The 25,818-nt window shown below is 72.7% G+C and carries 19 protein-coding genes; 14 read left to right on the forward strand and 5 right to left on the reverse strand.

The features are described 5' to 3' along the window. Positions 1-100 precede the first annotated feature (100 nt). Together FHR37_RS06240 and FHR37_RS06245 are read right to left on the reverse strand one after the other, a co-directional pair. A complete protein-coding gene (locus FHR37_RS06240) occupies positions 101-1,333 on the reverse strand; it encodes a lysylphosphatidylglycerol synthase transmembrane domain-containing protein (protein ID WP_237768728.1) in 1,233 nt (410 codons plus the stop codon). Continuing rightward, positions 1,330-2,268, reverse strand: a complete 939-nt coding sequence (locus FHR37_RS06245) for a PIG-L family deacetylase (protein ID WP_237768727.1) — start codon at positions 2,266-2,268, stop codon at positions 1,330-1,332. The genes FHR37_RS06240 and FHR37_RS06245 overlap by 4 nt, the downstream gene beginning before the upstream one ends. Before the next feature lie 268 nt (positions 2,269-2,536). Between FHR37_RS06245 and FHR37_RS06250 the strand changes: the two genes are divergently transcribed. From FHR37_RS06250 to FHR37_RS06300, 11 genes are all read left to right on the forward strand, one after another. After that, positions 2,537-3,754, forward strand: a complete 1,218-nt coding sequence (locus FHR37_RS06250) for a glycosyltransferase family 4 protein (protein WP_237768726.1) — start codon at positions 2,537-2,539, stop codon at positions 3,752-3,754. 86 nt (positions 3,755-3,840) lie between these two features. Further along, complete coding sequence (locus FHR37_RS06255; protein WP_092883055.1) at positions 3,841-4,971, forward strand: LacI family DNA-binding transcriptional regulator; 1,131 nt, start codon at positions 3,841-3,843, stop codon at positions 4,969-4,971. Between the two features lie 198 nt (positions 4,972-5,169). Continuing rightward, the gene (locus FHR37_RS06260; RefSeq protein WP_092883054.1) at positions 5,170-8,220 is read left to right on the forward strand and encodes a glycoside hydrolase family 38 N-terminal domain-containing protein; all 3,051 of its coding nucleotides are present in this window, start codon (positions 5,170-5,172) and stop codon (positions 8,218-8,220) included. A 144-nt stretch (positions 8,221-8,364) separates the two neighbouring features. Beyond that, on the forward strand, positions 8,365-9,186 hold the full coding sequence (locus FHR37_RS06265) for a GntR family transcriptional regulator (protein ID WP_092883053.1): 822 nt from the start codon (positions 8,365-8,367) through the stop codon (positions 9,184-9,186). Beyond that, a complete protein-coding gene (locus tag FHR37_RS06270; protein WP_092883052.1) occupies positions 9,183-10,409 on the forward strand; it encodes an alpha-hydroxy acid oxidase in 1,227 nt (408 codons plus the stop codon). Before FHR37_RS06265 ends, FHR37_RS06270 begins: the two co-directional genes overlap by 4 nt. Before the next feature lie 240 nt (positions 10,410-10,649). After that, complete coding sequence (locus FHR37_RS06275; RefSeq protein WP_092883051.1) at positions 10,650-11,222, forward strand: hypothetical protein; 573 nt, start codon at positions 10,650-10,652, stop codon at positions 11,220-11,222. 1 nt (position 11,223) lies between these two features. Further along, on the forward strand, positions 11,224-12,102 hold the full coding sequence (locus tag FHR37_RS06280; protein ID WP_237768725.1) for a class III extradiol ring-cleavage dioxygenase family protein: 879 nt from the start codon (positions 11,224-11,226) through the stop codon (positions 12,100-12,102). A gap of 235 nt (positions 12,103-12,337) precedes the next feature. Then, positions 12,338-13,300, forward strand: a complete 963-nt coding sequence (gene miaA, locus FHR37_RS06285; protein WP_092883050.1) for a tRNA (adenosine(37)-N6)-dimethylallyltransferase MiaA — start codon at positions 12,338-12,340, stop codon at positions 13,298-13,300. A gap of 171 nt (positions 13,301-13,471) precedes the next feature. Continuing rightward, positions 13,472-15,322, forward strand: a complete 1,851-nt coding sequence (gene ggt / locus FHR37_RS06290) for a gamma-glutamyltransferase (RefSeq protein ID WP_092883049.1) — start codon at positions 13,472-13,474, stop codon at positions 15,320-15,322. A gap of 136 nt (positions 15,323-15,458) precedes the next feature. After that, positions 15,459-16,313, forward strand: coding sequence for a diaminopimelate epimerase (gene dapF / locus FHR37_RS06295; RefSeq protein WP_092883048.1), 855 nt, complete (start codon positions 15,459-15,461; stop codon positions 16,311-16,313). Positions 16,314-16,531: 218 nt separating this feature from the next. Next, positions 16,532-16,696: a hypothetical protein gene (locus FHR37_RS06300; RefSeq protein WP_175542466.1), complete on the forward strand. Its 165-nt coding sequence runs from the start codon at positions 16,532-16,534 to the stop codon at positions 16,694-16,696. 75 nt (positions 16,697-16,771) lie between these two features. On the opposite strand, the gene FHR37_RS06305 is transcribed toward FHR37_RS06300, so the two are convergent. Then, positions 16,772-18,088, reverse strand: a complete 1,317-nt coding sequence (locus tag FHR37_RS06305) for an enolase C-terminal domain-like protein (RefSeq protein ID WP_092883047.1) — start codon at positions 18,086-18,088, stop codon at positions 16,772-16,774. 374 nt (positions 18,089-18,462) lie between these two features. On the opposite strand from FHR37_RS06305, the gene hflX reads away from it, so the two are divergent. After that, positions 18,463-19,932, forward strand: coding sequence for a GTPase HflX (gene hflX / locus FHR37_RS06310; protein ID WP_092883046.1), 1,470 nt, complete (start codon positions 18,463-18,465; stop codon positions 19,930-19,932). 6 nt (positions 19,933-19,938) lie between these two features. Here the strand turns inward: hflX and FHR37_RS06315 are convergent, their stop codons facing one another. Then, on the reverse strand, positions 19,939-20,571 hold the full coding sequence (locus FHR37_RS06315; protein ID WP_092883045.1) for a rhomboid family intramembrane serine protease: 633 nt from the start codon (positions 20,569-20,571) through the stop codon (positions 19,939-19,941). Between the two features lie 167 nt (positions 20,572-20,738). Here FHR37_RS06315 and FHR37_RS06320 point away from each other — a divergent pair, with 167 nt between their 5' ends. Beyond that, entirely contained in the window at positions 20,739-21,518 is a 780-nt protein-coding gene (locus FHR37_RS06320) for a GIDE domain-containing protein (protein ID WP_092883044.1), read from the forward strand. Positions 21,519-21,595: 77 nt separating this feature from the next. On the opposite strand, the gene FHR37_RS06325 is transcribed toward FHR37_RS06320, so the two are convergent. Next, positions 21,596-23,524, reverse strand: coding sequence for a S9 family peptidase (locus FHR37_RS06325; RefSeq protein WP_092883043.1), 1,929 nt, complete (start codon positions 23,522-23,524; stop codon positions 21,596-21,598). 174 nt (positions 23,525-23,698) lie between these two features. Between FHR37_RS06325 and FHR37_RS06330 the strand changes: the two genes are divergently transcribed. Next, the gene (locus FHR37_RS06330; RefSeq protein WP_092883042.1) at positions 23,699-25,816 is read left to right on the forward strand and encodes an ATP-dependent DNA helicase; all 2,118 of its coding nucleotides are present in this window, start codon (positions 23,699-23,701) and stop codon (positions 25,814-25,816) included. The last annotated feature ends 2 nt before the right edge of the window (positions 25,817-25,818 follow it).

The raw sequence follows: 25,818 nt of genomic DNA on the forward strand, positions 1-25,818 counted from the left end.
CACAGGTTCGGAAGCCATCGTACGAAAGCGCTTTCCCGCCCGCGTTCGCAGCCGAGCCGTCCCTGGGCAGGAAGGCAGCAGCCGGATGACGGCGCGCCGGTCAGTGTTCGGCGGCGGATCGTCGCGGAGCCCGGCCCGCGTGGTCGGCGTGGTCGGCGTGGTCGGTGTCGTCCGGGTGGCCGGAACCGTCCACATCCTCGGCGTTCTCGGCTCCCTCCACGCCCTCGACGCTCTCGGCGTTCTCGGTACGGCGGCCGGCACCGGTCGAGGGCACCGTGAGCGCCGGCACCAGCCGCAGCCGCCCGCCCCTCGCGGGGGATCCGGACACCGACCGCAGCAGCCAGAACACCGCCCCGAGCGGCACCTCCAGTACGAACGTGAACATCGAGAACAACAGCACCGCGGCGGTGACCGGCCCGGCCGGCCCGCCCAGGTGGATCATCACCGCCGCTGTGCCGGCCTCGGCGATCCCGAACCCGCCGGGCGTGACCACCACGGTGGTGAGCAGTCGCCCGAGCGCGAACGCGGCGATGGCCTCGCCGACGCCGAGGTAGGCGCCGGTGGCCAGCAGACAGGCGCAGAACAACGCGGCCTGCAGCGCGAGGTAGGTGCTCATCCCGAGGGTCATCGGCAGCCACGAGGTCCGCAGCAGCCCCGAGGTCGTCACCCGCAGCCGGGCGAGTGCGGCGCTGGCCTGGTGGTCGGCGGGCCGGATCCGGCGGGGGAGCACGCGCAGCACCCGGTCGGCCGCCCGGCCCACGACCTCGGCGGCGCGGTCCCAGCGCAGCGCGACCACCAGCGCGGCGACCAGCCCGAACAGCCCGAGCGAGGCGGTTCCGACGGGGACGGCGAGCCAGGAGTCGGGGACGTGCCCGGCCGCCAGCAGCGCGAGCAGCCCCACCGCCGGCAGGAGGAACCGGGCCAGCACGTTGCAGATGCCGGAGGCCACCGTGGACACCGCGATCGCGTGGCTGCGGAACCCCCACGACCGGGCCATCGCGAAGTTGACCGCGACCCCGGCGGCCCCGCCGAACGGCATCAGGTTGCTCACCGCGCTGCCGACGGCGTTCAGGGTCAGCGCCTGGCGGTGGTTGAGCCCGGGCAGCGAGGCGGTGAGCACCCAGGTGTACGCCCACAGGCCGAGGCCCCACAACGCGAACAGGCCGGCCACGACCCAGCCGTTCAGCCGGGCGAACTGCGCCCAGATGACACCCCAGTCGATGCCCACGAGGTAGGGCAGGGCAGCCACCAGTCCGACGGCGATCAGGATCGAGACCACCGACAGCGTGGTGCGTACCCACGGGCGGTGGAACGCCGACCCGGTCACCTTCATCGCGCGCCACCGGGGATGCGGAACGTGGGGAGGTCGGCGAGCGGATGCGTCAGCCGGGTGCCCGGCGCGAGGTCACGCCGGACGTACCACTCGGTGCCGAGCACCAGCCGGAACAACGGCCCGGGCAGCCGGCGCAGCGCCGCGACGGTACGCACGGAGTCGCCGCCGGTGGCCTGGGTCGCGTGCGCGGCCAGGCTCGCCCGCTTGGCCCGGGCGTACCGGCGTACGTCGATCCGGTGGGTGATCTCCGCCCGCGGCGCGAACGCGCGCTCGAAGGCGCTCACGTCGAACTCCGGCGGGAAGCGGTAGACCCGCCCGACCAGGCGCAGCGCGCGCAGCAGCAGTTCCCGGTCGACGGTCGCCTCCAGCACCGTCGGCGTGCCGGCGAGTTCGGCGGCCCGGGCGCCCACCTGGTGCACGCGCACGTGGTCGGGGTGGCCGTAGCCGCCGGCCGGGTCATAGGTCGTCACCAGGTCGGCGTGTTCCTCGGCCAGCACCGCGGCCAGCCGCCCGGCCGCCTCGTCGGCGTCGGCGCGGACGAAGGGCGGTGCCCACGTGGGTTCGGCCAGCCCGTCCAAACCCGAGTCGGCGTAGCCGAGGTGCTCCACCCGCGCGACGCCGAGTGCGGCCGCGGACGCGCGGAGTTCGGCGAGGCGCACGTCGCCGAGGCGCGGAGCGGCGACGCTGCTGCTTTCCGTGCCGACGCTCCCGCCGTCGGGCGTACCCGCGGTGATCGACTCCGGCGCGGCCAGCCCCTGGTCACCGGCCGTGGCGACCACCAGGACGACCCGGTGCCCCTCCGCCGCGAGCCGGGCCATGGTGCCCGAGGTGAACAGCGCCTCGTCGTCGGGATGAGCGTGGAAGAACACGCAGGTGCGGCCCATCCCTCCACCCTCGCACGAGCGGGTACGGAACCGCCGTGTCCTCAGGGACATCTCCGGGAATCCTCCAGTGGCGACGGAGCGGGCCAGTGCTGATACTCATGGACGGGTCGGATCGGCGCACAGGGCTGGACGACGTGGACGAAGTGGATGACGCAGACGACATGGCCGACGGGAAACGCGGGGCGGAAACGGCGCACGCCGGTGCGGGGCCCGTCACGGTACACCCGCCGGCCCGGGTCCATGTCCGAGCCGGAACGAGGGTGGCCAGGATCGCCCTGACGAACGTCGACACGGGGGACGTGTGGTGAAAGTCGTACACGTGAGTGACTGCTTCCTGCCTCGGCTCGGGGGGATCGAGATCCAGCTCGCCGAGCTGGCCCGGATGCAGCACCGCGCCGGCCACCGGGTCGAGGTGGTCACCGCCACGCCCGGCGGCGCCGGCGGGGACGCGGCCTGGGCGGCGGCCGCGGGGGACCGGTCCGGCAGCCCGGGCGTGCCGGTCCACCGCGTGGTGGCGCCGTTGCCGTGGGAGCTGCCGGTCCATCCGCGCACCGGGCGGCACGTCGGCCGGTTGTACGCCGACCTGCGCCCGGACGTCGTGCACGTGCACGTCGGCGCGGTCTCGCCCTTCGGCTGGGCGGCCGTACGCGCGGCGGCCCGCCGCCGGCTGCCCACCGTGGTGACCGTGCACAGCATGTGGGATCCCGCGACCTGCGCCATGTACCGCGCCCTGGACGCCGGCGCCGGCTGGACGGGCTGGCCCGCGGTGGCGTCCACGGTGAGCGAGGCGGCGGCGGCCCCGATCCGCCGGGTCGTCGGCGACCGGGTGCCGGTGCGGGTGGTCGCGAACGGCATCGACACCGCGCAGTGGCGGCCGGCCGGCCCGGGTACCCCGCCGGATCCGGGAGACCGAGGGGACCCGGGGGACTCGGCGGACTCGGGAGACTCGGGGCGGCGGCCCGGCGTGCACGTGGTCGCCGTCGGCCGGCTGGCCCCCCGCAAGCAGCCGTTGACGTTGCTGGCGATCCTGCGCGCCGCCCGGGCGGAGTTGGATGGGCTGGGCGGGCGGGTGCCGCTGTACGCCACCGTCGTCGGCGACGGGCCGGCACGTCCGCTGATGGACCGCTACCTCCGCCGGCACGCGATGACGGACTGGGTGGAGCTCGCCGGCCGGCTGGACCGCGACCGGGTGCGAGCGGTGCTGGGGTCGGCGGACGTGTTCCTCGCCCCCGCGATCCGGGAGTCGTTCGGCATCGCCGCGCTGGAGGCGCGGCTGGCCGGCGTACCCGTCGTGGCGTACGACCGCGGCGGCGTGGCCGACTTCGTCGTCTCGGAGAAGGAGGGCCTGCTCGGCGGTTCGCCGGCCGAGCTCGCCGCCGCGGTGGCCCGGCTGGCCGGTGACGACACCCTGCGCGGCGCCATCGCGACGTACAACCGGTCGACGGAGCCGGTGCGCTGCACCTGGCCGGTGGTGCTGGCCGACTTCGACGAGCTGTACGCCCTCGCCCGGGACCGGGCAGGACGCTCAGGCCCTTAGGCCGGGTTCCCCACACGCTCGCGTTCCCGCACAATGGGGTCCCCACGAACGGCGGACCAGCAGGCGGAGCAGGCGGGAGGAACGCGATGCGTACGACGTTGCGCGACGTCGCCCGGCTGGCCGGGGTGTCGCCGAAGACGGTCTCCAACGTCGTCAACGGCTACCTCCACGTCCGGGCGGAGACCCGCGTCCGGGTGGAGGAGGCGATCGTCACCCTCAACTACCGGCCCAACCTGTCCGCCCGCAACCTCCGCCGCGGCCGCACCGGGGTGATCGCGCTGGCCGTCCCCGAGCTGGACGTGCCGTACTTCGCCGAGCTGGCCCGCCACCTGGTCGCCGCCGCCGACGCGCACGGCTGGACGGTGCTGGTGGACCAGACCGACGGCGTACGCGAACGCGAACGCCAGGTGATCGGCGGCATTCGCGACCAGCTCATCGACGGTCTGGTGCTCAGCCCGCTGGCCCTCACCGCGGCCGACCTGGCCGAGCGGACCGACGCCACACCGATGGTGCTGCTGGGAGAGCGGATCCACCACGGGCCGGCCGACCACGTACTCATCGACAACGTGGCCGCCGCCCGGGAGGCCACCGCTCACCTGCTCGAGCTGGGCCGTACCCGCGTCGCGGCGATCGGCGCCCAGCGCAGCGCCGCCGGGGTGACGGCCCGGATGCGGCTGCGCGGCTACCGCGCGGCGCTGGCCGCCGGCGGGGTCGGCTACGACGAGCGGCTGGTCGCCTCGACGCCGCACTTCCACCGCGCGGACGGTGCCGCCGCGATGGCCGAGCTGCTGGATTCCGGCGCCCGGCCGGACGCGGTGTTCTGCTTCAGCGACCTGCTCGCCCTCGGTGCCCTGCGTACGCTCGCCGAGCGCGGCCTGCGGGTGCCCGACGACGTAGCGGTGATCGGGTTCGACGACATCGAGGACGGCCGGTTCAGTGTGCCGACGCTGTCCACCATCTCCCCGGACAAGCGCCGGATCGCCGGGTGCGCGGTCGACCTGCTGCACCGGCAGCTGCTGACCGGCGCGGCCGGGCACGCCGACGCCGACGGCGGCCCGCAGGAGGTGTACGCCGACTACCGCCTGATCGCGCGGGAGAGCACCGGCGCGTCCGTCCCGCCGGTTCCGTCGCTCCCGGCCGGGTTCTCGGCGTCGGTGTCGGTGTCGTCAGCGCCGTCGGTGTCGTCGGTCTCACCGGTCCCGCCGACCGCGCCCTGAACCCCGCCGGTCCGACACGCTCCGTGGCCGTCGGGTCGCTGAAAGTTCGCCGAGGTTGCCGCCGGTGGACGCCGCGCGGCCGCTCGGCCCGGCTGGGCTAGCGTCTCTCCCCAGACATTCCTGGCCCGGCGGCCCGAATGTGGGAACGCTCCCATATGTCGGCCCCGGGTGACCGTTCCCGGTTCCTTCGGAGGACCCATGCACGATGACCAGAAGCTGGTGGAAGCCCGGCTGGAACGCGCTCTCCAGCAACGGCTCCGCCCCGCTCTGTACGGCGACACCGTTCCGCTCGACATCGAGGTGTGGCACGCCCCCGGTGAGCCGGTCCCGGTCACCGAAGCGTTCGCGGCCGACTTCAAGCCGGCCACCCTCGGCGACAAGTGGGGCCCGCCGTGGGGCACCAGCTGGTTCCGGCTGACCGCGCAGGTTCCGCAGGAGTGGGACGGCCTCCGGGTGGAGGCGGTCGTCGACCTCGGCTTCGGCGGCGGTCCCGGCTTCTCCGCCGAGGGGCTCGCCTACACCCCCGACGGCGAACCGATCAAGGGTCTCAACCCCGACAACATCTACCTCCCGATCAGCGGGCTCGCGGCCGGTGGCGTCTCGCCGTCGGAGCATGCCAAGGCCAAGGGCGGTGCGGCGTTCCAGGTCTACCTCGAGGCGGCCGCCAACCCCGCGGTGATCCAGTCCGGCTTCCTGCCGACCGACCTGGGCGACAAGTCCACCGCCGGCACCGAGCCGATGTACGAGATCCGCCGGGCCGAGCTCGCGGTGTTCAACGCCGACGTCTACCACCTGCTGCGCGACATCGAGGTGCTGGCGCAGCTGATGCACGAGCTGCCCACCGACCTGCCGCGCCGCCCGGAGATCCTGCGCGCCCTCGAACGCGCGCTGGACGCCCTCGACTACGACGACATCGCGGGTTCGGCCGCGCTCGCCCGCGAGCAGCTCGCCCCGGTGCTGGCCAAGCCGGCGTACGCCAGCGCACACCAGATCTCCGCCGTCGGCCACGCGCACATCGACTCGGCCTGGCTGTGGCCGCTGCGTGAGACGGTGCGCAAGGTCGCCCGTACGGTCTCCAACGTCACCACGCTGGCCGCCGACCACCCCGACTTCAGGTTCGCGTTCTCCCAGTCCCAGCAGCACGCCTGGATGAAGGAGCACCACCCGAAGGTCTGGGACCGGCTGAAGGCCGCGGTCGAGGCCGGCCAGATCATCCCCATCGGCGGGATGTGGGTCGAGTCCGACTCCAACATGCCCGGTGGCGAGGCGATGGCCCGCCAGTTCGTGCACGGCAAGAAGTTCTTCATGGACGAGTACGGCATCGAGACCGACACGGTCTGGCTGCCGGACTCCTTCGGCTACTCCGCGGCGATGCCGCAGCTGGTGAAGCTCGCCGGCAACAAGTGGTTCCTGACCCAGAAGATCTCCTGGAACCAGACCAACAAGTTCCCGCACCACACGTTCTGGTGGGAGGGCATCGACGGCACGCGGGTGTTCACCCACTTCCCGCCGGCCGACACCTACAACGGCCAGCTCACCGGCGAGGAGCTCGCCCGCGCCCAGCGCAACTACCAGGACCAGGGCGGCGGCACCTGGTCGCTGCTGCCGTTCGGCCACGGCGACGGCGGCGGCGGCCCCACCCGGGAGATGCTCGGCCGGGCCGAGCGGCTGGCCGACCTGGAGGCCTCGCCGAAGGTGACCATCGAGCACCCGGCGGAGTTCTTCCAGCGCGCCCACGACGAGTACTCCAACGCGCCGGTGTGGGTCGGTGAGCTCTACCTCGAGCTGCACCGGGCCACGTTCACCTCCCAGGCCAAAACCAAGCAGGGCAACCGCCGCAGCGAGCACCTGCTGCGCGAGGCCGAGCTGTGGTCGGCGGCGGCGGCGGTGGCCGGCCGGGCGGACTACCCGTACGAGGACCTGGACCGGATCTGGAAGGGCGTCCTGCTCAACCAGTTCCACGACATCCTGCCGGGCAGCTCGATCCACTGGGTGCACCGCGAGGCGGAGGAGACCTACGCCCGGCTGGGGGTCGAGCTGGAGGCGATCATCGAGCGCGCCCAGCGGGCGCTGGCCGGCGAGGGCGACGCCACCGTCGTCTTCAACGCCGCACCGCACGACCGGCTCGGCGTGCCCGCCATGGGCGCGGACGTGCGGGCCCCCTCGCACGCGCCGGAGGTGTCCGTACGCCGTGAGGGCGGCACCGTCGTCCTGGACAACGGCCTGGTCCGGGTGACCGTCGACGAGCGCGGCCTGCTCAGCTCCGTCGTGGAGCTGGAGTCCGGCCGGGAGGCGATCGCGCCGGGTGCGGCGGGCAACCTGCTGCAGCTGCACGTCGACACCCCGAACCTCTGGGACGCCTGGGACGTCGACCCCTTCTACCGCAACAAGGTGCGCGACCTCACCGACGTCGACTCGATCGAGGTCGTGTCGGAGTCGGGGACCGAGGCCGCGGTGGCCGTGACCCGTTCGTTCGGCGGCTCCACGATCCGCCAGACGATCCGGATCGGGGTCGGTGAGTGCCAGGTCAACGTCGACAACGAGATCGACTGGCACGAGAAGGAGAAGTTCCTCAAGGTCGCGTTCCCGCTGGACGTGCGGGCCGACCAGTCCGCGTCGGAGACGCAGTTCGGGCACGTGTTCCGGGCCACCCACACCAACACCTCGTGGGAGAACGCGAAGTTCGAGATCTGCGCGCACCGGTGGATCCAGGTGGGTGAGCCGGGGTACGGCCACGCGGTGGTCAACAACTCCACGTACGGCCACGACGTGACCCGTGACGTCCGCGAGGAGGACGGCGGCACCACCACCACGGTGCGGCTGTCGCTGCTGCGGGCCCCGCGGGTGCCCGACCCGGTGACCGACCAGGGCGTGCACAACCTGTCGTACGCGCTGGTTCCCGGCGCCGGCATCGCCGAGGCGGTCGAGGAGGGCTACCGCATCAACCTCCCGGCGCGCACGGTGACCGGTGCCGAGGGTGTCGCCCCGCTGGTGCGGGTGGACAACCCGGCCGTGGTGGTCGAGGCGGTCAAGCTGGCCGAGGACCAGTCCGGCGACGTGGTCGTCCGGCTGTACGAGGCGCACGGTGGCCGCGCGGCCGCTCGGGTGTCCACGTCGTTCGGTGTCGCGTCGGTCACCGAGACCGACCTGCTCGAGCGTCCGCTGGCCGACCGCGAGGTCGCCGACGGTGCGGTCGAGGTGGCGCTGCGGCCGTTCCAGATCCTCACCCTGAGGTTCGCCCGCGCCTGATCGGGTGGTCGCGTGATCGCCTGGTCGCCGGTCGCGGCGAAAGGGCGGTACGACAGCAGAGCCGGTAGGTGGCCGGCCCGGGTTCGCCCGGGGCCGGCCATCTCGCGTTTCCGGACCCTTCCGCGTTGTGACACAATCCCGCCCATGAACGAGGCCGGCCGGGCGGCCGCCGAGCAGGTGGCGGAGGTGCTGCGTGCCCGGCTGCTCGACGGAGCGCTGCCCCCGGGCGCGCACCTGTCGGAGGAGCAGCTGGCCGCGGAGTTCGGCGCCGGCCGCTACACCGTGCGGGCGGCGCTGCGAACCCTCGCGACCGCCGGCCTGCTCACCCACGTACGCCATCGCGGCGCGTTCGTACCCGACCTCACCATCGACCGGGTGGACGAGCTGTTCGGCTACCGCGCCGTCATCGAGCTCGGGGCGCTCCGGCTCGCCCTCGCCGGCGGCCGCGACCTGGCGCCGGTGGAGTCCGCCGTCGCCGACCTGGAAGCCGTCGACCGGCCCAGTGATCAGCCCAGTGATCAGCCCCGTGATCAGCCCAGTGATCAGCCTCGTGATCGGCGTGGCGGCCCGCCCGCCGCCTGGCACGACGTCACCGCCGCCCACCGCGCCGTGCACCACGCGCTGGTCGCCGCGGCCGGCAACCCCCGCCTGCTCACCGCGTACTCCGCCTGCGAGGACGAGCTGCAGTTCCTGCTCGCCTTCGCCCGGCCGGAGTTCACCCCCGGCCGCCTCGCCCGGCTGCACCAGGAGCTGCTGACCAACTTCGGCCGGGGCGTCGAGAAGGCCCAGCGTGCTCTCGCCGACGACCTGGAGGTCGGCCGGCAGGGCCTGGTCCGCGCGCTCGCCCTGCCCACCGACTCGCGGGCAGCCCCAGCAGCCGACTCACCAGCCGGTCCACCTGCTGCCTCACCTGCTGACCCGCCCCGACCGAAGAGTCCCGCCGGACAAGGGAGAACCCCCCGATGACCACGCAACGCCGACTGCCCCGCTGGTCCGAGCTCCGTCCGCTGGTGCGTACCCGCCGGCCGGAGCTGGACGCCACCAAGCGGCGCCTGGACCGCGCTCTGACCATCGCCGACCTGCGGACGGCTGCCAGGCGGCGCACGCCGAAGGCGCCGTTCGACTACACCGACGGTGCGGCCGAGGGCGAGGTCACGCTCAACCGCGCACGGTCGTTGTTCCACCGGCTGCAGTTCAACCCGAGCATCCTGCGGGACGTGTCCAGGGTCGACCCGAGTACGACCATCCTGGGCCGGCCGTCGGCGTACCCCTTCGCGTTCGCGCCCACCGGCTTCACCCGGATGATGCAGCACGAGGGCGAGCCCGCCGTGGCCCGCGTCGCCCAGCGCGCCGGCATCCCGTACGCGCTGTCGACCATGGGCACCACCTCGATCGAGGACGTCGCCGCGGCCGCGCCCGAGGCCGACAAGTGGTTCCAGCTGTACGTCTGGACCGACCGCGCCGCCGGCAAGGACCTGATGGACCGCTCGCTGGCCGCCGGCTACACCACGCTCGTGCTCACCGTCGACGTGCCGGTCGCGGGCGCCCGGCTGCGCGACGTACGCAACGGCATGACGATCCCGCCCAGCCTCACGCCGAAGACCATCCTCGACATGGGCATGCACCCGGCGTGGTGGCTGAACCTGCTCACCACCGAGCCGCTGACGTTCGCCTCCCTGTCGGACTGGCCGGGCACGGTGGCCGAGCTGATCAACCACATGTTCGACCCCACGGTGACCTTCGACGACCTGGCCTGGATGCGGGAGGCGTGGCCCGGATCGCTGGTCGTCAAGGGCATCCAGAACGTCGACGACGCCCGCAAGGTGGTCGACCTCGGCGTCGACGGCCTGGTGATCTCCAACCACGGCGGCCGTCAGCTGGACCGCGCACCGGTGCCGCTGCAGCTGCTGCCCCAGGTGGTGGACGTGGTGGGCGACCGGGCCGAGGTCTACATCGACACCGGCGTGATGACCGGCGCCGACATCGTGGCCGCCTGCGCGCTCGGCGCCCGCGCGGTGCTGGTCGGACGGGCGTACCTCTACGGCCTGATGGCCGGCGGCGAACGCGGCGTGCAGCGGGCCGTGGAGATCCTCGGCAGCGAGATCACCCGCACCATGCAACTGCTCGGCGCCGCCGACGTCGGTGAGCTGCGGCCCGAGCACGTCACCCTGCCCGCGGTCCCGTTCTGACCCGGTGACGTTCGCCCCAGGCCGGCCGGGGGAGTTCCGCACCGTCGGCGGACTTTCCGGGTCAGCCTGGGGATATCCCCCGTGCTTCCCGGGGGGCTTCGGTGCAGGATGGACGGAGGGCCGGCGGGGACCACTCTCCCCGTCCGCACTCGTGCCGCGGCCCACGGTCTGCGACCATGGCCGACCTGCGGTCCGCCCTGTGATCTGCTCTGTGGGCCGACCCGACGGAAGGTGGATGCGATGTACGACGACGCGACCTGGTTCCCGGTCTGCGCCGGACTGAGCGCCTTGGGTGTGGTCGCGGCGTTCTTCGCGTTCCGCCGCCGGGGCGCGGCCGCCGGCATCCGGCTGTTCGGCTGGGCCGTGCTGCCGATGGCGATCTACCTCACCGGCATGGTCCGGCTGCTCTGGACCGTCGGCGCGGCGCTGGTCAAGTGGGTGAGCGGGTTCGTGTTCAGTCCGTACGTCTGGTCCGGGCTCGCGTTGTTCGGTGTCGCGGCGATCTGCCTGCCGGTGGCCGCGGCCATGCGCCGGCGCCAGGCCGCCCGAGCGGGCGAGGTCGAGACCGGCCGTGCCTCGACGGGCACGCGCGCGGGTTCGGGCGCCGTCGGTTCGAGCGCCGCCGGTACCGCCGGTACTGCCGGGAGCGGCCGGACGGGCACAGCGAAGGATGCCGGCAAGCCCAAGCAGGTGGAGCAGGGCAAGGGGCCGGCCAAGCGGCAGGGCACCAAGGGGGGCAAGGGGAAGGAAGAGGACCCGCTCGCGGAGTTCGAGGACATCGACGAGATCCTCAAGCGCCGCGGCATCAGCTGACGTGGGGCGCCCGGTCCACCACATCCCGGCCAACGCCGTGCCCGATCTGCCTGAGGTGGTCGGCGCCGCCGTGTGCCCCCACCCGCCGCTGCTGGTCCCGGAACTCGCCGGCGCGAACGCCGACGAGCTTGCCGGCGTGCGGTCGGCCGCCCGATCCGCGGTACGCCAACTGCTCGCCGCCGGCCCGGACCTGGTGGTCTGTGTGGGTGCCGCGCCGGCCGCGGACACCGTGCTCACCTGGGGAACCACCGCGACCGGATCGCTCGCCCCGTACGGCGTCGACGTACGGGTAGGCGCTTCCAGCGCCGCCGGCGGCGCGGAACGGCCCGGTGAGGAGGCGAAGCCGGAGCTGCCGCTCGCGCACACCGTCGGCGCCTGGTTGCTGGACAGCTGCGGATACACGGGGGAGCGCCGCTACGTCGGCGTACCCGACTGCTACGACTCGGCCGGAGCCGCGGACCTCGGCGCCACCCTCGCCGCCACCACCACCCGTACAAGCACCTCGACAAGCACCACCCGCACCGCCACCCGCAGCACCACCACCGGCACCGGGCGGACGGGCCGCGTCGGCCTGCTGGTGATGGGCGACGGCTCCGCGCGCCGCGACCAGCACGCCCCCGGAGCCGCCGACCCGCGCGCACCGAAGCTGGACGCGCTGGTGGCCACCTCGCTGGGAACAGGTGACCTCGACGGACTCCGGGGGCTTCGACCCGACCTGGCGCGTGAGCTGCTGGTTGCCGGCCGGGCGGCCTGGCAGGTGCTGGCGGGTGCGGCGGACGCCGCGGTGACGGCCGGCCGCCGGCTCGAACCCCGACTTCTGGCGGACGAGGCTCCCTGTGGGGTCGGCTACTTCGTCGCGTACTGGCGACTGCTGGACTGACGGCCCGGGACGCCGGTGGCCCGGGTGCTCGCGAGCGGTCCCCGAAGTGGTGGACTTGGGTTCCCCGGCCGGTGGGTCCGGTGGTGGTCCGGGGTGGTGCTCGCTGGTGCGAGTTCTACCCGAGGCGAACCGGCCGCACACCACGCCGTCAGCGTGCCGTGCCCACCGGAGAAGCCCGCCGGAGAAGCCGTGCTGTCCGGAGAAGCCGTGCCGTCCGGAGAAGGAGAGCGAACGCGTGACCAGGCCCTCGGTGCTCGCCGTCGTCGGACCGACCGCGGCCGGCAAGTCCGACCTCGCCGTCGCGCTCGCGCAGCGGCTGCACGGTGAGGTGGTCAACGCCGACTCGATGCAGGTCTACCGCGGGATGGACATCGGCACCGCCAAGCTGCCGCTCGCCGAGCGGGCCGGCGTACCCCACCACGTGGTGGACGTCCTCGACATCGGTGAGACCGCGACCGTGGCGGAGTTCCAGCGGCGGGCCCGGTCGGCCATCGCCGACTGCCACGACCGCGGTGTGCTGCCCGTCGTGGTGGGCGGATCGGCGTTGTACATCCGGGCCATCCTGGACAGGTTCGAGTTCCCCGGCACCGATCCGGCGATCCGGGCCCGGCTGGAGGACGAGCTCGCGCGGGTCGGCGCCGAACACCTGCATGCCCGGCTGGCCGAAGTCGACCCGGCCGCGGCCGCGGGGATCCTGCCCACGAACACCCGGCGGATCGTGCGCGCGCTGGAGGTGGTCGAGCTCACCGGGCGGCCGTTCACCGCCAGCCTGCCCGCCTACGAGTACGCCTTCCCGCACGTGTGTCAAGTTGGCCTTGACGTGCACCGGGACGTGCTGGACGAACGCATCCGCGAGCGGGTGGACCGGATGTGGGCCGCCGGTTTCGTCGCGGAGGTACGCCGGCTGGACGCGGCCGGGTTGCGTACCGGCCTGACCGCCGCCCGGGCGCTCGGCTACTCCCAGGTGCTGGCGTACCTCGCCGGTGAGTGCACCGAAGAGGAGGCGAAGGAGTCGACAGTACGCGCGACCCGGCGGTTCGCGCGCCGGCAGGACTCGTGGTTCCGTCGCGACCCGCGGATCCACTGGCTGCCGTACGACGCGCCGGATCTGGTCAATCGTGCTGCCGATCATGCCGTCGGCCGGGCCGGTGGCCCCGCTGCCGGCAGCGCTGCCGACGACTGCTCCGACCTGGGCTGACGCCCTGCCGGCACGGCTGGTGTGACAGCCTCGGACGAGGCGGCCGTCACGGCGGCGGATGTGCGAGTCTCGCGATCTTTGGCATGATCAACCACCTTCGCCACCGTGGTTCGGTGCCGACCGTTCGCATGGACGGTCCGGGGCGCCGAGTCGCCGAGAAGGGAGCAGTCGATGCGTCGATCCGTCGTCGTCACCGCGGTGGGGGCGCTCGTCGCCACCGCGGCGCTGGGGCCGGTCGCGGCCGCCGATCCGCCGCGTGGTCACCAGCCGAGGAACGAACCGGCCAAGACGCCGGTTGCCCGTGGTTACGGCGGTGGTGTCGCGACCGTCGACCCGGACGCGACGCGGGCGGGCATCGACGTCCTCCGCCGGGGCGGCAACGCGGTCGACGCCGCTGTCGCCGCGGCCGCCACCCTCGGCGTCACCGAACCCTTCTCCGCGGGTCTCGGCGGCGGTGGATTCTTCGTCTTCTACGACGCGAAGTCGGGCAAGGTGCACACCATCGACGGCCGCGAGACCGCGCCGGCAAGTGCCACCGACAAGCTGTTCGTCGACCCGGAGACGGGCAAGCCGTTGTCGTTCCAGGACGCCCGGGTGAGCGGCCTGTCGGTCGGGGTGCCGGGCACGCCCGCGACGTGGGACCGCGCCCTGGACAAGTGGGGCACCTGGTCGCTGCGGCAGGCGCTGGCGCCGGCCACGAGGGTGGCCTCGCGGGGGTTCGTGGTCGACGGCACGTTCCGCTCCCAGATCCAGGAGAACGCCGACGTCTTCGACGACTTCACCTCCACCCGGAAGCTCTACCTCCCCGACGGCGCGCCGCCCGTGGTCGGCTCGGTGTTCCGCAACCGCGACCTCGCGCACACCTACCGCATGCTGGCCCACGAGGGCATGAAGCCGTTGTACGACGGTGAGCTCGGCGCCGACATCGCGCGGACCGTGCAGCACCCGCCGGTCACCGCCGACGCCGACCGGGTCGTGCGTCCCGGCGCCATGACCACCGGCGACCTGGCCGCCTACGACGCGCCCCTGCGCGCACCGACCAAGGTCGGCTACCGCGGCATGGACGTGTTCGGCATGGGCCCGCCGTCCTCGGGCGGCTCGACCGTCGGTGAGGCGCTGAACATCATCGAGGCCGCGAACCCCGGCCACCAGGACAAGGTGGGAGTGCTGCACACCTACCTCGAGGCGTCCGCGCTCGCCTTCGCCGACCGCAACCGCTACGTCGGCGACCGCGACCAGGTCGACGTGCCGCTGCCGGCGCTGCTGTCCCAGGGCTTCGCCGACGAGCGCGCCTGCGAGATCAGGCCCGACGCCGTACTGAAGAAGCCGGTCGCACCGGGCGTGCCCGACGGCGAATACGCCGCGGGCTGCGGCGCGAAGGCCGCGGTGGCGCCGGCCGACCAGCACGAGGGGCCGTCCACAACCCACCTCACCGCGTCCGACCGGTGGGGCAACGTCGTGTCGTACACGCTCACCATCGAGCAGACCGGCGGCTCGGGCATGGTCGTGCCCGGTCGCGGCTTCCTGCTGAACAACGAGCTGACCGACTTCAACTTCGAGCCCACCCAGGGCGACGCGCCCGACCCCAACCTGCCCGGCCCGGGCAAGCGCCCCCGCTCGTCGATGTCGCCCACCATCGTGATCGAGAACGGGCAGCCGGTACTCGCGCTGGGCAGCCCGGGCGGCGCGACGATCATCACCACCGTCCTGCAGACCCTGGTCAACCGCTACGAGCTGGGGATGAGCCTGCCGGACGCGGTGGCCGCACCGCGCGCGTCGTCACGAAACACCGCACTCGAGGCCGAACCGGCATTCCTCGCCTCCGCGGAGGGGAAGGCCCTGACCGCCAAGGGGCACACGTTCAAGTCCGTGCCGGAGATCGGCGCCGAGACGGCCCTGCAGTTCGGGCAGCGGGGCGCGGTCGAGGCTGTGGCCGAGCCCACCCGCCGCGGCGGCGGCTCGGCGATGGTCGTCCTGCCCACGGGCGGACACCACCACGGACACGTTCCGGCGCCACGGTGACCCGGACGACCCCGTAGCCTGGGACCGACGTACGTCTGCCCGGCCCGCCGAGGGGTTGGGCCGGGCAGACGGCAGGCGCAGTCGGTACGCCGTCACAGGCGCACAGTCACAGGTGCAGAGGAAGGAACGTCCGCGGGTGAGCACGTCCACGGTGGCCTGGGTCAAGGGGCACGGCACGGAGAACGACTTCCTGCTCGTCCTCGACCCCGACGGCACCCTCCACCCCGACCTGGACGCCGCGGCGATCCGTCAGCTGTGTGACCGGCGGCGCGGGGTCGGCGCCGACGGTGTCCTGCGGGTCGTGCGCACCGACGCGATCGAGGACGGCCGGGCCTTCGCCGGCACGGCCGACTGGTTCATGGACTTCCGCAACGCCGACGGCTCGGTGGGCGAGATGTGCGGGAACGGCGTCCGCGTGTTCGCCCACTTCCTGCGCACCCGCGGCCTGGTCGACGGCGCCGGCGAGGTGCCGGTCGCGACCAGGGCCGGCCTGCGGCCGGTCCGGTTCGAGGCCGACGGACAGCTCACGGTCGGGATGGGTGTGCCCGGCTTCCCCGAGTCCACCGGCCTGGTGATGTCGGCCGGCGGGCGTACGTGGGACGCGGTGGCGGTCGACATGGGCAACCCGCACGCGGTGGCGATGGTCGACGACCTCGCCGACCCGGGCGCCCTGCTGGACCCGCCGGTGTGGACCCCGGCCGAGGTGTTCCCCAAGGGAGTGAACGCGGAGTTCGCCGTACGCCTGGGCGACCGGCACGCGGCGATGCGCGTGCACGAACGCGGCGTGGGCGAGACCCGATCCTGCGGCACCGGTGCGTGTGCGGTGGCGGCAAGCATGGCCCGTGCTGACGGCGTGACCGCCCCCGCCTCGTACCGCGTGGACGTTCCCGGCGGTACTCTCTCGATCGCTCTGCTTCCCGACGGCTCGGTGGAGATGACCGGCCCGGCCGTTCTCACTGCCCGCGGCGAGCTGGACCTCGCGCTCGGCTGAGCGGTGCCACCGGAGTGGCCCGCCCCCGATCGATGCCGGAACGGCCGCCCGAGTTCCTGCCCGAGTGCAGGGTTTCGGCAGCGGCCCTGAGTGCCGGCGCCAGGGTCGGCCTGGGTCATCCCCTGAGTATCCGCGGGCTTCTTCTCCTCCCGAAGACGGAGTCGACGCCCGACCTGTGACTCAGGCGGTGTGTCGGTGGTCCGGGATACGGTCGGGGCATGGACACCACCAGCCCCCCAGACGGCGAGGACCTGCTGCGTGCGCAGCGGCGTCGGGCCGTCCTGCGGCAGGTGCGGGCCCGCCAGGCGTCTGCCTTCGCCCGGAGGTCCGCGATCGCCCGGACGGCCGTCCTCCTCCGCTCCGCCAGCTACCACGAACGCTGAGGAAGAGCTCCGCGGCTTCTTCCCCAGCGTTCGGTCGTCAGTGGCCGGTCACGGTTTCGGCCGTGAGTTCGGCCGTCACGGACGCTGCACGGTGCCGTCGGGCAGCCGGGTCCGCGTCCAGGCGTCCCTGACCAGCGGCTCCACCGGCGGGAACTTCGCCGCGAGCTCCTCGTCCAGGTCGACGCCGAGCCCCGGTGTGTCGCTCGGCCACAGGTGACCGTCCCGCACCTGCGGGCAACCGGGGAACACCTCCGCCGCGGTCTCACTGAACACGTGCTGTTCCTGGATGCCGAAGTTCGGCGCGGCGAGGTCGAGGGCGAGGTTGGCCGCGTGCCCCACGGGGGAGACGTCGCCCGGTCCGTGCCAGGCCGTCCGGATCCCGAACAGCTCCGCGGCGTTGGCGAGGCGCCAGGCCGGCGTCAGCCCGCCGATCGCGGAGATGTGGCAGCGCACGAAGTCGATCAGCCGGTCCCGTACCAACGGCACGTACTCCGCCGGATTGGTGAACAACTCACCGATCGCCAGGGGCGTGGCGGCCTGGGCGCGCACCGTCGGCAGCCAGCCGAGGTCCTCCGGCGCCAGCAGGTCCTCCAGGAAGAACAACCCGTACGGCTCCAGCGCCTTGGCGAGCCGGACCGCCTGCGTCGGGTTCAGCCGTTCGTGCACGTCGTGCAGCAGGTGGACGCTCTCGCCCAGCTTGTCGCGCAGGTGGGCGAACAGCTCCGGTACGACCCGCAGGTAGGAGTCCGGATCCCAGGCGTCCGGCACCAGTGCGGCCCTGGTCGATCCGGTGCCCGAGCCGACCGGTCCGCGGTCGGGAGCGCCGGGCGCCCCGGACACGCCGTAGGTGAGCGCGCCGGGCACCGCGACCTGGCAGCGGACGTACCTGTAGCCGTCCTCCGCGAACGCATGTACGCCGTCCTCCACCTCCTCCGCGTCCCGGCCCGAGGCGTGCCCGTAGACGGGAACGGCGCTGCGGCACCGGCCGCCCAGCAGCTGCCAGACGGGCAGCCCGGCCTGCTTGCCCTTCAGGTCCCACAGCGCCATGTCGACGCCGGACAGCGCGTTGTTGAGGACCGGGCCCGACCGCCAGTACGAACTCAGGAACAGCGAGTTGGCGATGTCGGTGACGTCGGCGGGATCGCGGCCGACCAGCTGGGGAGCGAGGTAGGAGTCGACCGCTTCGGCGACCGCGCGGGCACGCTGGGTGAACGTCGCGCAGCCCAGGCCGTAGAGCCCGGGGTCGGAGGTCTCGATCTTCACCACGACGAGGGTGATGTTCTCCGGGGCGGTGAGAATGGTCCGAACCCTGGTGATCCGAGTTCCCCCGCTTCCGGGGGCCTGCCAGGGCGGGGCGGCGAGGGGTTCGGGGCTGTGCTCGGGCGAGGTCACCAGGCTTCCTTCCGGTTCGTTCCGTTCGCACTGTCGGCGACGGTCGGCGAACTGCCGGTAGTGTCTGCGATGTCCGCGACCTGTCCGGCGGTGTCTCGTCCGGACTCTAGGGAGCACGTCCGCGTCGGTGCCACCGAAGCGGCCCGGGTCGGCCCGGTTGGGCTGGTTTCGGTCACCTCGCGCTGGAGCAGCTGGGCGTGGACTTCTCGATCCGGGCGGATCCGTGAGACCGGAATCGACACAGCCGCGACATATCCGGATGCACGACGGCCTACGAGGTGCCACGATTGGGGAAGCTACGGCCGACCCGTGGCGTTGACTGGAGTTGTATGACACTACGACGCGAAGATCACACCGACGCCGACCGTCCGGCCATGACGTCATCGACGGCACAGACGGCACCGGCGGACGACTCGGCAGACGACGCCGAACTGCGCCTCACCGTGGTCGACCGGGAGTTCCCGGTGGACGACCCCGCGACAGGCGACATGGACCTGGCAGACCGGCAGGCCCTCCGGCGGGTGGCCGGATTCTCCACCCAGCTCACCGACATCACCGAGGTCGAGTACCGCCGCCTCCAGCTGGAGCGCGTGGTCCTCGTCGGGGTGTGGACCGGTGGCAGCATCGCCGACGCGGAAAACTCCCTGCTCGAGCTGAAGCTCCTGTCGGAGACGGCGGGCGCGGAGGTGCTGGAAGGGCTGATCCAGCGGCGCAGCCGACCCGACCAGGCGACCTACATCGGGCGCGGAAAGGTCGAGGAGCTGCGCGAGGAGGTGATCGCCACCGGCGCGGACACCGTGATCTGCGACGGTGAGCTGAGCCCCGCCCAGCTGCGCAACCTGGAGGAGCGGGTCAAGGTCAAGGTCATCGACCGCACCGCGCTGATCCTCGACATCTTCGCCCAGCACGCGAAGAGCCGTGAGGGCAAGGCGCAGGTCGAGCTGGCCCAGCTGTCCTACTTCCTTCCCCGCCTGCGTGGCTGGGGTGGCAACCTCTCCCGCCAGGCCGGTGGTCGTGCCGGCGGCGCCAGCGGCGGTGTCGGTGTACGCGGTCCCGGTGAGACGAAGATCGAGCTCGACCGGCGCCGTATCCGCACCCGGATGGCCAAGCTCCGGCGCGACATCGAGGGCATGAAGACCGGCCGCAGCACCAAGCGGCAGCAGCGGCGCCGCAACGCCGTACCCTCCGTCGCGATCGCCGGTTACACCAACGCCGGCAAGTCCTCGCTGCTCAACCGGCTCACCGGTGCTGGCGTACTGGTCGAGGACGCGTTGTTCGCCACGCTGGACCCGACGACCCGGCGGGCCACCTCGCCCGACGGGCGGTTGTTCACCCTGACCGACACGGTCGGCTTCGTCCGGCACCTGCCGCACCAGCTGGTGGAGGCGTTCCGGTCGACGCTGGAGGAGGTCGCCGAGTCCGACCTCGTCGTGCACGTCGTGGACGGGGCGCACGCCGACCCCGAGGGCCAGATCAGCGCCGTACGCGAGGTGCTGGCGGAGGCCGGGGCGGGTGATCTGCCGGAGATCGTGGCGATCAACAAGGCCGACCTGGCCGACCCGATCGAGCTGGCCAGGTTGCAGACGCTGGTGCCTCGGTCCGTGGTGGTCTCCGCCCGTACCGGGGCGGGCGTGCCCGAGCTGCTGGACATGATCGGTGCCGCGCTGCCCCATCCGGAGGTCGAGGTGAGTGCGCTCGTCCCCTACGCCCGAGGTGACCTGGTGGCGAAGGTGCACGAGCACGGCGAGGTGATCGAGGTCGAGCACACCGCCGACGGCACCCGGTTGCGCGCCCGGGTCGACCCGGGACTGGCGGCGTCTCTGGACGGCTTCGCCACCGCCTGACTCTCCTCAGCCGCGGTAGCTCGCGACGGTCGGCGGCCCACGCCGGCCGTCGCTGAGCAGGCCGGCGGTGAGCACACCGCCGATGGCGCCGAAGAGATGCCCCTGCCAGGAGATGCCGGCCTGGGGCAGCAGGCCGCCCAGCAACGCACCGCCCCACACCAGGATGACCACGAGGCCGATCAGCAGCTGCCCGAGGCTGCGGCTGAACACGCCGCGGGCGATGAGGTAGGACGCGTAGCCGAACACCACCCCGCTCGCGCCGATCGTCACCGAGCCCGGCGGCGACGTCAGCCAGGTCCCCAAGCCGCTGACCAGCGCGATCAGGCCGGTGACCAGAAGGAGCCGGGCGGCGCCGGCGACCGCGATGATCGCTCCCAGCATCAGCAGCGGGATGGTGTTGGAGATCAGGTGGCCGAAGCCCGCGTGCAGGAACGGTGCGAACGCGATGCCGAGCAGCCCCTCCGACTCGCGCGCCTGGATGCCGTAGGCGTCCAGGTGATGGCCGAGCAGCAGGTCGGCGATCTCGCTCACCCACATCAGGGCGATCAGCCCGATGAGCGCCTTCAGACCCGTGACACCAGGGTCGGGCGTCCGACCGGATCCGCGCCGGTCGGACCACCGGGAGGTCTCGAAGGCCATATCCCCACCATGCCTGATCGCCGCAAGGGCGCCAGGTGGACGTCCCTGATTCTCAGCAGCTTCTCATCCCCGCGCCCCGCCTGCATGCCCGCGCGTCCAGCGGTATCCCTGTGATCCGGTCGGACACTAGGATCAGCCGGGTTTCGCGGAACGCACGGGGGAGTCGAATGATCGTCGTGGGCGTCGTCGTCCTGGTCGTCGGGATCGTGTGCGCGTACTTCGCGCGAGCCGCGCGGGCCAGGCAGCACGCCATGATCACCACCGAGACGCTGAGCGCACAGGAGCTGGGTGCCCTGCAGCAGGCCGCCGTGCAGGCCGCCGGTCCGGGCGTCTTCCGCCACCGGGTCGAGGTGACCGGGCAGCTGTGCGCCGGTGAGGCCGGGCCGCTGAAGTCCGAGCTCGCGAACGTCGACTGCGTGTGGCACCGGCACGTGGTGACCAGGAAGTACTGGGAGACCCGGCGGGACAGCAAGGGGGGCACCCGGCGGGTCACCCGTACCGAGGTCATGTCCAAGCACTCCTCCGGCCAGTCCTTCCTCGTGCGGGACCCGAGCGGGGTGGTCACCGTGTACCCGGCCGACGTCCTGGTCGACGGAGCACAGAAGGTGCTCGACCGCTTCGAGCGGGACACCGGCGGGAACGAGACGGCCACCCTCCAACTCGGGAAGTTCCGCATGAGCATCCCGACCGGTGACTCGGGCACCGACGGATATCAGTACGAGGAGTGGGTCCTGCGCCCGGGCCGCCTGGTCTACGTTCTCGGCGAGGCCAACGACGAGAGCGGCGAGCTCGCGGTCACCGACCCCTCGATCGTCAGTACGCGGACCGAGGCCGAGCTGCTCGCCAGGTCGCACTCCCGGCAACGGGCGTTCACGATCGCGGCGCTGGTCGCGGCGGCAGGCGGGGTCGTGTCGATCGTGGTCGGCCTGGTCCAGACGCTCGGCTAGGGCCTGTCCCAGGCCCAGGTTGCCGGTCGGGTAACCGGCCGACCCCGGCTGCCGGGTTGCGTGTGCCGCGGCCCCTGTCAGGACTCCGTGCGCCCGCCGAGGTGCTCGGCCAGGAAGCGCTCGGCCGTGGCGTAGTAGATCTCGCGGTTCTCCGGCCGGGCGAGGCCATGCCCCTCGTCGGGGAACAGGAGGTACTCGTGCGGAAGCCCCTTCGCCTTCAGCGCCTCCACGATCTGCTCGGCCTCGGCCTGCTTCACCCGCGGGTCGTTGGCGCCCTGCGCGACCAGGACCGGGATGGCGATGTCGTCGACGCGGGACAGCGGGGAGCGTTCCCAGAGCATGTCCTTCTCGGTCTCCGGGTCACCCACCTTGGCGTACATCATCGCCACCAGCGGTTTCCAGTACGGCGGGATGGAGCTGAGTAGGGTGAGCAGGTTGGACGGCCCGCACAGGTCGACCGCGCAGCGGAACGCCTCCGGGGTGAACGCCGCGCCGGCAAGTGCGGCGTAGCCGCCGTAGGAGCCGCCCATGATGCCCACCCGGTCGCGGTCGACGAGGCCCTGGCCCACGAGGTGCTCGACGGCGTCCAGCAGGTCGGTGTGCATCGACCGGCCCCACTGCTTGTCACCGGCGTTGCCGAACGCCTTGCCGTAGCCGGTGGAGCCCCGGTAGTTGATCTCCACGCTGACGTAGCCGCGGTTGGCCAGCCACTGCGCCTCGGCGTTGTAGCCCCAGCTGTCGCGGGCCCACGGCCCGCCGTGGACGTTGAGCAGCGCCGGAAGGTCGCGGTGGGGGACCTCGGGTGGGAACGTCAGGTAGCCGTGGATCTCCAGCCCGTCCCGGGCGGTGAACGCGAACGGCTCCATCGGGGCCAGCGGGTAGCCGGCGAGGTCCGGCTTGTGGGAGAACAGGAACTTCAGGCTCTTCGTCGGCCGGTCGTACAGGTAGTAGCGCACCGGGCCGTCGGAGGGCATCAACGACACCAGCCAGGTGCGTTCGGTGCGTTCGGAGCGGGTGATCCCGAGCTCGCCGTCCAGCCCCAGCGCGGAGCGCACCTCTTCCACCGCCTGGCCGAAGTCCTTGTCGATGTACTCCCAGACCTCGCGGTCCTTGTCGAAGATCACCGCCTGCGGCGCCCTGGTCCGCGGGTCGAACTCGACCCCGCCGACGTCGTAGGCGTCGTCGCCGGCGAGCACCTTCTGCGTGCTGCCCCCCGCCGACTGTCCGTTCCCTTGCCCGTCGCCCTGTCCGTCGCCCTGTCCGTCGCCCTGCACAGCCTCCCGCTCGGCCGCGGCCAGGTCGACCTCGACCAGCCGGGCGGCGTTGACCCCCACCGACGACACGAGGTAGAGAGTGCGGCCGTCGCGGGAGAAGCCCAGCGGGCTGGTGGTGTTGCTGTCCTCGGCGGACACTTCCAGCCAGGGGTGGAAGTCGCTGGCCTCGTCCGTGAGGTAGTAGATCGCGCCGCCGTCCTCGGTGACCGAGGCCGCGCCACGTACCTCCAGATCGGTGTCGGCCAGCCAGCCCACGAAGCCGGGGTTCTCGATCCGCTTGTGCAGCTCGCCGCTTTCCAGGTCGAGCTCGTAGACGTCGTGCAGTTCGGGCCGGTCCTTGTTGATGCCGAGCAGCATCGTCGTCGGATGCCAGCGGTTGTGGCCGAGCACCCGGACCTGGACGTTGTCGTACGGCGTGACGCACCGCTCGCGGCCGTCGGTGAGGTCGAGCAGGTGCAGCCGCCAGTTCTCGTCGCCGTCGGCGTCCTGGAGGTAGAACAAGGTCCGGTCGTCGTGGCAGAAGCCGAAGACCCGGATGCCCTGGCCGCGGTCGTGGGTGAGCGGCGTCGCCTCCTGCGGACGGTCGACCGGGCCGACCCAGACGTTCAGTACGCCGTCCTCGGGAGCGAGGAAGCCGAGCAGCGTGCCGTCGGGGGAGACCGTGGGGCTCGCGTAGGTCGGGTTCCCGAACAGGACCGCGCGGGGGATGAGCGGTACGGCGTCGTAGGTCATGCTGCGATCCCACCACATCCTGGGGACATCCGGCAGACCGGTAGGCGCGTGCCCGGGCCGTGGCATTGTGGGCCGGGCGGCGACATGTTGGGCCGGACGGTGGCATGTCGGGCCTGGTCCCGGCCGTGCGGTGCCGTCGGTTCGGTCCGGACCATGCCGGTATAGCCTCGCGGGATGGCCGACGCAGCGCGGGGTTCCGCCGACCAGCAACGTCCCGACCACCGCGTGCGAGAGTTGCTCCACGACGCCGTCGACGCGCTCGCCGGCATGGAGCGTCCCGGCCAGCTGGTGATGGCCGATGCGGTCGCCCGGGCGATCTCCACCGGCGAGCACCTGGTGGTTCAGGCGGGTACCGGCACCGGGAAGTCCCTCGCCTACCTCATACCGGCGTTCCTGAACCCCGGGGGCGGCAGGCGTCCCGTCGTGGTGGCCACCGCCACTCTCGCATTGCAGTCCCAGCTGGTCGGGCGCGACCTTCCGCAGCTCGCGGAGGCGATCGAGAAGCGGCTCGAACGCCATCCGTCGTACGCCATCCTCAAGGGACGTCACAACTACGCCTGCCTGCACCGCGTCCGCGACGGTGTGCCCGACGAGCAGGGCGCACTGCTGGAACGCGTGCCGAGCGGTCCGCTCGGCCGGCAGGTGCTGGAGCTTCGGTCGTGGGCGGCGAAGCAGGCGCAGACCGGCGGCGACGGGGACCGGGACGCCGCGCCCACCCACCAGGACCGCGCCTGGGCACAGGTCGCGGTGTCCTCCCGGGAGTGCCTGGGCGCGCAGCGGTGCCCGTACGGCGCCGAGTGCTTCGCCGAGCGCGCCCGTGAGCGCGCTCACGGGGCCGACGTCATCGTCACCAACCACGCGCTCCTCGCGATCGACGCGCTGGAGAACATCTCGGTGCTGCCGGACTACGACGTGGTGATCATCGACGAGGCGCACGAACTCGCGGCCCGGGTGACCGGGACCGCCTCGGCCGAGCTCTCCCCGGGCATGATCGAACGCGCTGCCCGGCGGGCGACGCCGTTCTGTGAGGGCGGTGAGGCCGATCCGCTGGAGGACGCGGGGGAGGCGCTGCGCTCGGCGCTGGCGTCCGCCCCGCTGGGCAGGGTGGAGACCCCCAGCTCCGAGCTCACCGCCGCGGTCGCGCTGGTCCGTGACTCCGCGCGCGCGGCCTGGTCGGCCTTTCCCAGCGAGAAGAAGGACTCCGACGCCGAGTCGGGTCGCCGGCAGGCGCGTTCCTACGTCGAGCAGATCCGCGACGTCGCCGAGCGCGTCAGCGGGTTGTCGCCGTACGACGTGGTGTGGGTGGCCGAACGTGAGCGGGGTGGTCCGGAGCTACGGGTCGCGCCGCTGTCGGTGGCGGGGCTGCTGCGGGAGAAGTTGCTCTCCGAGCGGACCTGCGTCCTCACCTCGGCGACGCTGAAGCTGGGCGGGGACTTCGACTCCGCCGCCCGGTCGGTGGGTCTGCGTCCGGTCGACCGGATCCCGGACGGTGAGGACGGGGCCGGCCGGAAGGGACGTGGCGGGAGTGAGACGGGCGGGGAGCCGGCGACCGATCGGACCGGCGACCAGGACGGCGGATCGGCGAGCGAGGGCGGCAAGGACATCGTTGAGCCGCTGCCATGGCGGGGTCTGGATGTCGGTTCGCCGTTCGACTACGAGCGGCAGGCGATCCTCTACGTCGCCCGCAGGTTGGCTCCACCCGGCCGGGGCGGGATCTCCCCGCGGGTCCTGGACGAGGTGAGCGAGCTGGTCGAGGCGGCCGGCGGCGCGACGTTGGGGTTGTTCTCGTCCCGCCGGGCGGCGGAGGAGGCGGCCGCGGCGGTGCGGGACCGGCTGGGAGTCGAGGTGCTCTGTCAGGGCGAGGGGCAGCTGAGTGAGCTGCACCGGAGGTTCGCGGCCGAGCCGGACACGTCGTTGTTCGGGACGCTGTCGCTGTGGCAGGGCCTCGATGTGCCGGGTGACGCCTGTCAGCTCGTGATCATCGACAGGATTCCGTTCCCGCGCCCGGACGACCCGCTGACCTCGGCGCGTCAGCGCGCGGTCGACGAGGCGGGAGGAAACGGCTTCATGTCCGTGGCCGCCACTCACGCCGCACTCCTGCTCGCGCAGGGGGTCGGCCGGCTCATCCGCAGGTCGACCGACCGTGGCGTGGTGGCGGTGCTCGACCCGCGGCTGGTCACCGCGCGATACGGCAACTACCTGCGCGCGTCGCTGCCGCCGATGTGGTTCACCGGAGACCGCGACGTCGCGCTCGGTGCGCTGCGCCGACTGCGGTCGGCCCGCGAGGAGTGAGA

The organism is Actinopolymorpha cephalotaxi (assembly GCF_013408535.1).
GTDB lineage: Bacteria > Actinomycetota > Actinomycetes > Propionibacteriales > Actinopolymorphaceae > Actinopolymorpha > Actinopolymorpha cephalotaxi.

Bases quoted from the DNA above. Each gene is read 5' to 3' on its own strand.
- FHR37_RS06315 (WP_092883045.1), bottom strand. From the start codon at position 20,571: ATGGCCTTCGAGACCTCCCGGTGGTCCGACCGGCGCGGATCCGGTCGG.
- FHR37_RS06240 (WP_237768728.1), bottom strand. From the start codon at position 1,333: ATGAAGGTGACCGGGTCGGCGTTCCACCGCCCGTGGGTACGCACCACG.
- ggt (WP_092883049.1), top strand. From the start codon at position 13,472: ATGCGTCGATCCGTCGTCGTCACCGCGGTGGGGGCGCTCGTCGCCACC.
- FHR37_RS06320 (WP_092883044.1), top strand. From the start codon at position 20,739: ATGATCGTCGTGGGCGTCGTCGTCCTGGTCGTCGGGATCGTGTGCGCG.
- FHR37_RS06330 (WP_092883042.1), top strand. From the start codon at position 23,699: ATGGCCGACGCAGCGCGGGGTTCCGCCGACCAGCAACGTCCCGACCAC.
- FHR37_RS06275 (WP_092883051.1), top strand. From the start codon at position 10,650: ATGTACGACGACGCGACCTGGTTCCCGGTCTGCGCCGGACTGAGCGCC.
- FHR37_RS06265 (WP_092883053.1), top strand. From the start codon at position 8,365: ATGAACGAGGCCGGCCGGGCGGCCGCCGAGCAGGTGGCGGAGGTGCTG.
- FHR37_RS06300 (WP_175542466.1), top strand. From the start codon at position 16,532: ATGGACACCACCAGCCCCCCAGACGGCGAGGACCTGCTGCGTGCGCAG.
- FHR37_RS06255 (WP_092883055.1), top strand. From the start codon at position 3,841: ATGCGTACGACGTTGCGCGACGTCGCCCGGCTGGCCGGGGTGTCGCCG.
- hflX (WP_092883046.1), top strand. From the start codon at position 18,463: ATGACGTCATCGACGGCACAGACGGCACCGGCGGACGACTCGGCAGAC.
- FHR37_RS06260 (WP_092883054.1), top strand. From the start codon at position 5,170: ATGCACGATGACCAGAAGCTGGTGGAAGCCCGGCTGGAACGCGCTCTC.
- FHR37_RS06245 (WP_237768727.1), bottom strand. From the start codon at position 2,268: ATGTCCCTGAGGACACGGCGGTTCCGTACCCGCTCGTGCGAGGGTGGA.
- FHR37_RS06325 (WP_092883043.1), bottom strand. From the start codon at position 23,524: ATGACCTACGACGCCGTACCGCTCATCCCCCGCGCGGTCCTGTTCGGG.
- FHR37_RS06270 (WP_092883052.1), top strand. From the start codon at position 9,183: ATGACCACGCAACGCCGACTGCCCCGCTGGTCCGAGCTCCGTCCGCTG.